The 10,196-nt window shown below is 38.1% G+C and carries 9 protein-coding genes; 1 reads left to right on the forward strand and 8 read right to left on the reverse strand.

What is annotated here, in order from left to right:
- The 6 genes from Q7P05_RS01275 to Q7P05_RS01300 form a co-directional block, all read right to left on the reverse strand.
- Nucleotides 1-2,509, reverse strand: a 2,509-nt coding sequence (locus Q7P05_RS01275; RefSeq protein ID WP_303930132.1) for an SMC family ATPase, incomplete at its 3' end; no start/stop codon positions are given.
- A complete protein-coding gene (locus Q7P05_RS01280) occupies nt 2,510-3,745 on the reverse strand; it encodes an exonuclease SbcCD subunit D (RefSeq protein ID WP_303930134.1) in 1,236 nt (411 codons plus the stop codon).
- 86 nt (nt 3,746-3,831) lie between these two features.
- A complete protein-coding gene (locus Q7P05_RS01285; protein WP_303930136.1) occupies nt 3,832-4,668 on the reverse strand; it encodes a deoxyribonuclease IV in 837 nt (278 codons plus the stop codon).
- Between the two features lie 161 nt (nt 4,669-4,829).
- A complete protein-coding gene (locus Q7P05_RS01290; RefSeq protein WP_005385669.1) occupies nt 4,830-5,249 on the reverse strand; it encodes a Fur family transcriptional regulator in 420 nt (139 codons plus the stop codon).
- Between the two features lie 176 nt (nt 5,250-5,425).
- On the reverse strand, nt 5,426-6,991 hold the full coding sequence (locus tag Q7P05_RS01295) for a DEAD/DEAH box helicase (RefSeq protein WP_303930138.1): 1,566 nt from the start codon (nt 6,989-6,991) through the stop codon (nt 5,426-5,428).
- Between the two features lie 97 nt (nt 6,992-7,088).
- Nucleotides 7,089-7,517, reverse strand: a complete 429-nt coding sequence (locus Q7P05_RS01300) for a phosphatase (protein ID WP_303930139.1) — start codon at nt 7,515-7,517, stop codon at nt 7,089-7,091.
- Nucleotides 7,518-7,811: 294 nt separating this feature from the next.
- On the opposite strand from Q7P05_RS01300, the gene Q7P05_RS01305 reads away from it, so the two are divergent.
- Complete coding sequence (locus Q7P05_RS01305; RefSeq protein ID WP_303930140.1) at nt 7,812-8,387, forward strand: hypothetical protein; 576 nt, start codon at nt 7,812-7,814, stop codon at nt 8,385-8,387.
- Nucleotides 8,388-8,441: 54 nt separating this feature from the next.
- Here Q7P05_RS01305 and Q7P05_RS01310 read toward each other — a convergent pair whose 3' ends face one another.
- Both Q7P05_RS01310 and Q7P05_RS01315 read right to left on the reverse strand, forming a co-directional pair.
- The gene (locus Q7P05_RS01310) at nt 8,442-8,918 is read right to left on the reverse strand and encodes a hypothetical protein (RefSeq protein ID WP_303930141.1); all 477 of its coding nucleotides are present in this window, start codon (nt 8,916-8,918) and stop codon (nt 8,442-8,444) included.
- A 92-nt stretch (nt 8,919-9,010) separates the two neighbouring features.
- A complete protein-coding gene (locus tag Q7P05_RS01315; RefSeq protein ID WP_303930142.1) occupies nt 9,011-9,964 on the reverse strand; it encodes a hypothetical protein in 954 nt (317 codons plus the stop codon).
- Between the last annotated feature and the right edge of the window lie 232 nt (nt 9,965-10,196).

Here is a 10,196-nt window from a genome sequence, read left to right on the forward strand (position 1 = left end):
GTTCAAGTGTTTCTAGAGAAACTAGTGTCGTTTCAATATGTTTCGTTTCTTTATCCCAAGCCGCAAGAGAACCCACTAAATCATCACGCTGCTCTACTGCTGCATCGTATACTTCATTGGAAACCGTATCACTTGGCTCCACTACAGATTGAGCATGCTTCAATGCCGCATCATATACAGCTTGAGCTTTATTGAAAGCCTCGTCCAATGCATGTAGTTCAGTTCTAAACGTATCTAAAGCCTTATAATCATCCAACGCATCTATAAAGTCATTTTCAGATAAAGAAATCGATTGCAGTGATTCTACATAGTCTTTATTGAGTACATCAAGATCTTTTGTGTCCTCCTGCACCTGGGCAGATAAGGTTTCTAGACGTCCCCGTTTAGCATTGAGCACTTCTCTAGCAGAATCTAGATTTGCTTTACAAACTTTCATCTGTTCATCGTAGTCTGCAAGCTCAGCCGCCAATGATTCTATCTCTTTATGCCATGCAGCTACATCCGTAGTTGGCAAGCTTTCAGAAAGAGTATCAATCTTAGCCTGTACAGTACTAATCTGAACCTCTAAATTGTGCAAGTTATCAAGTAGTTCCTTATGAGCCGTCTCCAGTTTCGATAGTGTATCTTTAGCCGCACTGAGGTCACCCTCAGTGTTAGTTATAGTGTTGCTCAGCTCTTCAGTATCGCTACGCAAGGTTGTAAGCTGCTCCATTTCGGATAACAAGTCATCTTGAATAGAAGCAAAAGCATCTTCTGAAAAACCCTCAATAGATGACTTCAACTGAGAAACTTGGTCTTTAATTTGCTGATCTAACTCATGTAGACGAAGAGCTAACGTTTCTTTCTGACCAATTTCACTAGCTTGCTTTTGTAACTCAAGATCACGCACGGCACGAGCCTCTTCTATCTCCTCTTTAGTGGGATATAACTCAGGCTTGGCTGCCAACTGTGGATGCTCTGTAGAGCCGCATACTGGACAAGGTTCGTTATCTTTCACTAAATGAACAAGTTCAAAGGCATGCCCTTCTGCCATCAAATGTTCTAACCGTTCAAGCTGCACCTTTGAATTCTTTACGGATTCATCAAGCGTAGCTAATGCCTTATCTTTAGCATCGATATCATTTTGAACCTTCTGTTTCTCAGCAACCAATTCAGAATATCGTTGCAAATGACTTAACTGTTCTTGGATACGAGAAATAGAGTCTAACGCTTTGCTATTACCTTGTAACTGCTGCCTGTCCGCAACTAACTTAGCCTCTAAATCAGCTACTGTCTTATGCTGTGCCTGTAACGCAGCTTCGCTTTTCTCACGGTCCTTTGTCAGTAAGTTACTCTTTAATGTGCTCAGTTCCTTATTTAGCACTGCTAACTCATTAAACTTTTCTGATTGCTGTTCCATTTGGGCAAGCGTAGTTCGCTTAGCTTGCATAGTTTCAGCTTGAGCTTCTAATACTGCATGAGCCTCTATACATTTAGACTCATATTGAGTTGCACTGTCTACATTTTTTTCAGCCTCTGAAAGTGACGTTTCCAAGGTTTTTAACACCGACTGCTTATCAGTAAACTGTTTATATAACTCAAAGCTTGGCGTTAAAGAGGTAAGAAACTGAACCTTTTCACGTAAGCTAGCACGCTCCGCTTCTCTGGCTTTCACGAGGTCTAATTTAGAGATAGCCTCTGCAAGAGATTGTTGTGCTTGGTTATATAAGGCCCACTCATTTCGCAACGTATTGAACTGCTCCATTACAGTTACAGCTTTATCACGGTCAATAACAAGAGCATCTCGGTGTGGCTCTCTATGTTTCAAAAGATCTCGTACATGTTCAATGGTTAGTACGGGTATGTCTTCGTCATGTAGAATAGATTGCAGCAATGCATTCTGTTTTGTTAGATTTTCTTCAATCCCTGCTTTTGCGTCATCATAAGCAGCTTTTAGAGCATCTTGTAATCTTCGGTACAACTCGGTTCTAAAGAGTGTATGTAATAACTCCTCCCGTTCACTGGTGGAGGCTACTAGTAATTTTCGGAACTCCCCTTGCGGTAAAAGAACCACCTGTAAGAATTGATCCTTACGAAAGCCTATGATTCGTTGAACTGTATCGCGAATAGCCGCTGCAGAGGTAGCGATAACTTTCCACTCCCCATCTTTCATTTCGTAAACAGTAGCACTAGCATTCTGCTCACGCATACCTGTACCACGTTTCTTTGCAACCATTTGCTTTGGCAATCGTTCAACACGGTACTGAGCATCACCGATAGCAAAGGAAAAATCTACCCGCGTCATACGATCAGGTTCTGCAAAGTCACTGCGAATTGCATCTGTTTTACGCACCTCTCCACTAGGCTCACCATATAAGGCATACACCATGGCATCTAGTATAGATGTTTTACCTGCCCCCGTAGGACCAGAGATGAGGAACATAGAATGGTCTTGAAGCTCGTTAAAGTCCAAGGTAACCGAGTCGCGGTATGGACCAAAGGCTTCTATAGTTAAAGATATAGGCTTCATTTAGTCCTCCTTTAAAATTCGGTCCCATACAGAGTTGATGTATTGCTGTTCTTTCTCTGTTAAAGGTTCCTTCCACACAGTTTCTGCAAACTGATTAAATAGATCACGTTCATTTAATTCTTTGAAAATTGCCTCACCCATATCTGCTACAGGCCCTGCCACGCGACCAACTAGATCAATGGTCATACAACGATGATATACCTGGCGCAGTTTAGCCATTCCATCCATAATCGGCATCGTATCAAGCAAACGAGCTTGCACATAATCGTCCCTATGTTTAGCCTGTAACGCTTTATCATTTAACAGGTCTTCAAAATAACCTTCTAAAATCACTACGTCACGTTTCGCCTCTACAGGAATGGTGCTAATATCTACGTTACCTTTTTTATCCATATTTATGATGGTAAAAGACTTCTTCTGCGTATGCTCATCAAAAGAATATTTTAAAGGCGATCCGCTATAGCGAATATAGTCTGCCCCCATCCGTTGCGGCCCATGCAAATGGCCGAGGGCTGTATAGTGAAAGTCCTTAAAGACTTGTGGACTTACTTGTTCACTACCACCGACAGACAATGTGCGCTCAGATCCACCTACTTCACCGCCCATTACAAAAGCATGACTAATGGCAATGCTGCGCATACCCTTTGGCACTTGTTTGTACAAGTAGTCACTCCAGGCCTGATACATTTGATCGTAATTATGTAAATTAAGTGAGGCTGGCTCTTGCTCCTCAGTCTCCACATAGGAGAACAGGGAGTCCTCGGTCATATCTATATCAACAGGTTTTGATACAGATGCACCCAAACCTAATGCATCACCTATACGACGCGGCTCGCTAAAGGGCATAGGGCAAATAGCGACCTTACCGTCAGCCCCTTCAAATTCAAACGGTTGTAATGCGTGATGAGGGGATCCCCAAATATGGATTCCTGATTGACTCAACATAGAACGCCCTACCTCAAGGCGTTCTGCGCCATCGTGGTTACCGCTAACTACAAAGAGTGGAACCTTGTAGTCCATAGCGAGGCGCGTAATGATGGAATCCCATAATTCAATGGCTTCAATAGGTGGCACTGCTCGATCAAAAATATCCCCTGCTAGCAATATGCCATCGATTTTTTCATCCTTCAAAATAGAAAAGAACTGATTCTCCAACACATGAGCTTGGTCTTCGGTTAAGTACTGCCCATAAAAAATACGTCCTAAATGCCAATCGGCAGTATGTAAAAAACGCATTTTATCCCCCTTTCCAGCTCTCCCTATATCTTATGGAAATGTAGCTATATAAATTATTATATAACTAAAACTACGATTCAGCTTAATTATTGATTCTCTACAATAGAGCGCAACATAGCAATCTCTTTCGCATAGCCATCTAATTCGTTTGGCGTTTCTAAATAGAACGGCAAGTTCGTTAATTTAGGATGTGTCACAATGCGAGCGATGGCGTCGATACCGATATGACCTTCCCCAATTTTTTCATGGCGATCTTTATGAGCACCCATAGGATTTTTAGAGTCATTTAAATGAATCGCTTTTAAACGGTCTAAGCCTACAATACGATCAAACTCGTCGATAACACCATCGAGATTATTGACAATATCATAACCACCTTCGTGGATGTGACATGTATCAACGCACACGCCCATATACTCTTTAAGTTTTACACCGTCGATAATGCGTGCAATCTCTTCAAAGCGAGAACCAATTTCTGTGCCCTTCCCAGCCATAACTTCCAATAGTACAGTTGTTTTCATGCCAGGGAACAAAATTTCATTCAAACATTCTACGATATATTCGATACCTTGATCTACACCTTGTTTTACATGGCTACCTGGATGAAAGTTATACATTTGACCTGGTAAATATTCCATGCGCTCCAAATCTTCTTTCATGGATTGTTTAGCAAAGGCGCGCAAGTCTTCCTTTGCAGCACATGGATTATACGTATACGGTGCATGGGCTAACAAGGTGCCGAAGTTATGCTCTTTCATATATGCACCAAGACTATTCATATCCTCTAAGTCGAGAGCTCGCATACCACCACCGCGAGGATTACGGGTAAAGTATTGGAAGGTATTACCACCAATTTTAGTAGCTTCCTTCCCCATATGTAAATAACCTTTGCTAATTGATAAATGACTGCCTATGACAAACATACTACTCCTTTATATTTATATAATTCTATAATGCTAAAATACTCAATTCTAATATCTATTCTATTACGCTTACATCTATTCCAAAAGCCTAATGAATAGAAGACATATATAACTAATATAACCCCTACCGTGAAGGAGCCCTTCGCGACAGGGGTTATGTATTAATGACTTTCTTTTTTAGCACACTCAGGGCATACACCTTCAAAGGTAATATGTTGACCTGTGATTTGATACTCGCTACCTTGATCAGCAATAGTTTTGATAGCTTGTAAATCAATGCCCATCATATCCTCTACCTTATTACAACGAATGCAACGGATATGGGAATGAGCTTGTGTGTCCCAATCGTAATGAGCGCGCTCATCACCTACTTCTAAAATTTTTACAAGACCGATTTTTTCAAAAATCTCCATCGTCTTGTACACTGTTGCCAAGCTCATGCTTGGATGTTCAGGGCGCAACGTATGATACAACATTTCTGCTGTTGGATGATCATGATGACCACGCAAGGCATCATAAATCGCAATACGTTGTGGGGTTACTTTGAACCCTTGGCTACGCAGAATTTGTGCGATATCCATAATACTCTACTCTACCTTTCTCCACTTGGAAATCTATAAGGCATCGACCATTATCGGCCATTCACAAGAAATAATTATTATCTATTATAGCAGAATTCTCAACACTTATCAAGATAGATAGTATTAACTATTAAGTAATAAAAAATGTGGATTGCTCGAAAGCAATCCACATTCTATTAGTCTTTAAAGTAAGGTTTGAAACCTTCACCTTGATGACGAGGTTTTCTATCACCACGTGGACGATCAGATCTACGATCATCTCTGCGGCGGTCATCACGACGTTCACCTCTGCGGTCATCGCGGCTGCGACGAGGGCGGTCATCGCGACGACGATCTCCGTCACGGCGGCGATCACCATCTCTACGACGGTCACCACGGCGGCGGTCACCACGACCACCTTCACGACGACGGCGTACGCGCAATGGTTTTTCTTCTGTAATATTTACAGGAGTTGTATCTGGTTCTTTTGTTAACAATTTAAGAGCTGCTGCCAACAATGTTACAGAGTCTGTATCATTTAACAATTCTTCTGCACTAGATTTGAATGGCGCTAATGCTTCTAAATTATCTGTCATTTCAACGAGGCTTTCAATTGCCAAACGTTGTTGACCTTCAAGAACTTCACCTAAGGAAGGTGCACGACGGCGTGCGATTTTACGTTTTGTTAAACGCTCGATAGCATGTAAATGCTCCATTTCACGAGGGATAACAAATGTGAAAGCTTGACCTGCTTTACCGGCACGGCCTGTACGACCTACGCGGTGTGTGTAGCTTTCAGGATCTTGAGGCATATCATAGTTATATACGTGAGATACGCCAGAAATATCAAGACCACGAGCTGCCACATCAGTAGCCACGAGAATATCGATGGTACCTTCGCGGAATTGACGAATTACGCTGTCTCGTTTTTGTTGAGACAAATCGCCATGAATGCCTTCCGCCATGTAACCACGTTTCTTAAGACCTTCTGTTACTTCATCAACACGACGTTTTGTACGTGTGAAGATAATCGCAAGTTCAGGTGTTTGGATATCAAACAAGCGGCAAAGAACATCAAATTTTTGACGGTCTTGCACTTCGATATAATATTGTTCAATTAAGTCCATCGTAACTTGAGTCGGTTTCATACGAATCAATGTTGGCTCTGTCAAATATGTTTCAGCTAATTGTTGAATAGCTTTAGGCATAGTTGCGGAGAACAACAATGTTTGATGGTCTTCTGGGATAGCACCCAAGATTTTATTGATATCATCAACAAAGCCCATGTTTAACATTTCGTCGGCTTCGTCCAATACGACAACTTTCACATTGTCAAATTTAATAGAACCGCGGTCCATATGGTCCATCAATCGGCCTGGAGTGGCAACGATAATTTGAGGGTTCTTTTTCAAGGCACGGAACTGACGATTAATATCTTGACCACCATAAATAGGTAGTGCAGTGATATTCGTATATTGAGCCATTTTGTTAAGCTCTTCAGCTACTTGGATAGCTAATTCTCGTGTAGGGGATAAAATAACTACTTGAACGTGACGCTCATTCCCGTCTACGCGTTCCAATACAGGCAAGCCAAATGCGGCTGTCTTACCAGTACCTGTTTGAGCTTGACCGATCATGTCTTTACCGCTCATGGCAACTGGGATAGCTTCCTGTTGAATTGGCGTAGGCTCTTCAAAGCCCATATCGTTTAACGCACGTAGAACAGGTTCGCTAATCATTAATTGTTCAAATTTTTCTAACATCTAAATGTGTTTCCTCCTATCGCGCACGAATTATGCGCGTTAGAATAGTATATCATATTTCGAAGGTGAGCGCTATAAGAGTAATTACGAATCTAAGCTAAATAGACTTTCTTCTCTCTCTTAACCGTTCTATTAAAACGATTCCACCTGATACACAAAGGAAAACAATGTATGATAAATGAATAGGCATATACAAGCATTCAACAAGAACAACCCATATAATTAATAATAATTTAGAAATCCATTTCGTTGTTATTCTATCAGCTATCATAAATATAGATAAATTGATAATTACTTTAATAATTATCGCAGCGATAATAACTATTGACGTAAATTCTTCTCTATAATCTGTCAATTCATATAAAGGATATAATAAATAACTCAAAAGAACACTAAGTATTACTAAGAACCAAATATTTAGCCCCTTTAAAAGCTTAGGTTTACTATAGTAAAATACGCCAACCAAAAGAAAGAGTAAAACACTAAGCAATATGCCTATAATTAATACATAATCTAAGTAAATCATGGTTTATACGACCCTCTCAAAACAACACGTTTTCGTATGACTACAATTATAACATACCGTCTATTTTCATAGATAATAGCCTTACAATACAAAAAAGGTACCTCCTATGAGGTGCCTCTTTGTTATAGTTTATCGAAGAGTTGTATGGAATTAATCAACTATATGAGTAAAAATATATTTTAGGTATAATATAATTAAAATAATATACTTCAAAATTCCGTCAATAATTAAGCAATACCTGTTAAGCAATTACGATTTACTGAACTTTCTAAAGAAGTACAAAAGGAATATACAATGAAACCATTTGCCCTAAAACGATTCGTATTATTGCCGCTCATTATCATCTCACTCATACTAACAACGGGTTGTCATCTTCTCTCACATTACAGCGAAGAGGAAGTTCAACAATATATAAGTAAGAATTATCCTAATCTAACATATCACTTGGAGTCACAAAGGAATAATACATGGCAAGTCACCTTTGACAAGTATCCACAAATGCCCATTGAAATATCTGAAGTCATGCATACCTCTGCACCTGTTGTACCACAAGTTGATCGAATACTGACAACCAACATTCCGCTGATAACTGCATTTCCATTAATGAAAAACTATCTAACGGCAGAGGAGTTATCCTATGCCACATATGACACATCTTCTTTGTATATTGAAATGCCTATCCCCTATTCGGCTATACAAAATCAAGATGTAATAAACTTTTACAATCGTATGGATCAATTCTGCAAAGAATATGCTGCAACATATCCAGATTTCAAAGAAAAAATATATATTAGAGTCATCATAAAACCATCTGATGGATCTGATGCACCGGAAGAATATAGAAAAATATTCCGCTTATCCCAATATTAATAAAAGAGGTACCGTCTAGGGTACCTCTTTTACTTATGAAACGATTAGTCAAGACTATATAGCATAGCTATTTATTCCATAAAAAGTTCGTTTCTCATAATCATATCCTATTGCCCACTCTGCTAAAGACACCGGAATATCCTCATTATCATAATCTTTACCTCTCCAAATCGCATTATCTCTAAAGTAACTAAGTCCATTTTGAACTAATTTGGTTTCTAAGCAGAATTCACCTGCCAATCTTAGATTATTTTCTAAAAGTATGCCTCTTACTATTAAACATTCATATTCCCAACCTTCATAATTTAAGTACTCAAAATATCGCAACGCAATTTGAGCATCCCACAAGTCATTTAGAACCATAACTTTAAAGAGAGTATTTACTACTTCATACTCACTAGATATATAATAATCATTTATTAACAAAAATCTATATATCTGCTCACCTTCATCTGCATTAACTTTGCCAGAACTCAAAATATCTTGTAAATTATTCATTTTTAACATTTTACTTATTCGAAATTGATCCATAATAATGCTCCTCATTGCAACTATAGGCAAAGGATATAATTTTATACTTCTTATTCCTACCCAGTACAAATACTCTTCATTATATATTGATTCTATTTACTTAAGTATTGCTGTAAGGTCTGGTTTTCTATTGGACCTAACTGTAATGCCTCCCTATTTTTAATTGCATTAATAGCTAATGCTTCAAAGGTATCTTTATCAAAATCAGAAAACTCGTTAAAAGAATTAAACACTATGAATTGTTGATTCATTAAGTTAGGTAATACCGTTAAATCTTTCATCCTTACTTTATTTAGCTCATTTTGTGCATAAGATTCATATCCCTCATCACCTAAATTATTCTTGCTAAACCTACCTATATTAAGATTGTCAGAATAATAGCTATATATGCCTTTCTGGGAAAAATCAATTTTAGTCAATTTCCCAAATTCAAAATTATAATAAGCATTATTTCTTAAAATATGCTCACTACCATACTTACCTATAATATGCCCTGTAGAAAGATCTACTATATCATTATGCTTAACCATATCTTCCTTTCTATATGATACATAGAAAGGTAGCTTTATAGTATATCCAGCGTGTGGACCTGTATATCGTTTCTCACTATCAAAAAAGATCTCATGCCATATATCTCTATCAGTTTCATCAAGACTAGAAATATTAGGGTATAACTCATCAAGGCTCACATTAAAATGTGTTTCTTTAACATCTATCCGAGGGATGAAAGTATTATATTTATTAAGATCTTTATTCCAATTATCTAATAAACTTACATTTTCATCAAAAATACCAATACCATCTAAAGTTATATAATAAAGTTTATTATCCACCTCATGAACAGCAACTACTTTATCAGCAATCTTATGATCTTCATCGTCATAAAATAATGTACTATTACGAAATTCAGTTAAATGAATGGAGCTATTCTTAAACTCACTACTACCAGCTAACAATAAAATTACTATTACCATTAAAGTAATATAAATTAATAATATGGCAGCAACAACATAACCAATCCATTTCAATACTCGCTTTGAATTCATAGGCACCCTCTCAAAACAATATCTATATTGATATTACCTAATAGTTTTCTATTTTTGGTTTACTACTAAAAAAATACATCACGAAATGCATACATATATACAGCAATAAATATCAATATCGACAATATAGCAATAAGCCCCCGTTTAAAATATAAACTATTTTTCTTTTGTAAAAATCCTGTACAGATAGTGAGAAGGCTCATAACAACCCATCCGCCCCCATAAGTTATAA

This window comes from Veillonella dispar, from assembly GCF_937975875.1.
Classification (GTDB): Bacteria; Bacillota; Negativicutes; order Veillonellales; family Veillonellaceae; genus Veillonella; species Veillonella dispar_B.

What these genes read in the sequence shown, in the direction of transcription:
- Q7P05_RS01300 (WP_303930139.1), bottom strand. Translation starts at nt 7,517, where the DNA reads ATGATTTACTTAGATTATGTATTAATTATAGGCATATTGCTTAGTGTT.
- Q7P05_RS01280 (WP_303930134.1), bottom strand. Translation starts at nt 3,745, where the DNA reads ATGCGTTTTTTACATACTGCCGATTGGCATTTAGGACGTATTTTTTAT.
- Q7P05_RS01290 (WP_005385669.1), bottom strand. Translation starts at nt 5,249, where the DNA reads ATGGATATCGCACAAATTCTGCGTAGCCAAGGGTTCAAAGTAACCCCA.
- Q7P05_RS01295 (WP_303930138.1), bottom strand. Translation starts at nt 6,991, where the DNA reads ATGTTAGAAAAATTTGAACAATTAATGATTAGCGAACCTGTTCTACGT.
- Q7P05_RS01285 (WP_303930136.1), bottom strand. Translation starts at nt 4,668, where the DNA reads ATGTTTGTCATAGGCAGTCATTTATCAATTAGCAAAGGTTATTTACAT.
- Q7P05_RS01310 (WP_303930141.1), bottom strand. Translation starts at nt 8,918, where the DNA reads ATGGATCAATTTCGAATAAGTAAAATGTTAAAAATGAATAATTTACAA.
- Q7P05_RS01305 (WP_303930140.1), top strand. Translation starts at nt 7,812, where the DNA reads ATGAAACCATTTGCCCTAAAACGATTCGTATTATTGCCGCTCATTATC.
- Q7P05_RS01315 (WP_303930142.1), bottom strand. Translation starts at nt 9,964, where the DNA reads ATGAATTCAAAGCGAGTATTGAAATGGATTGGTTATGTTGTTGCTGCC.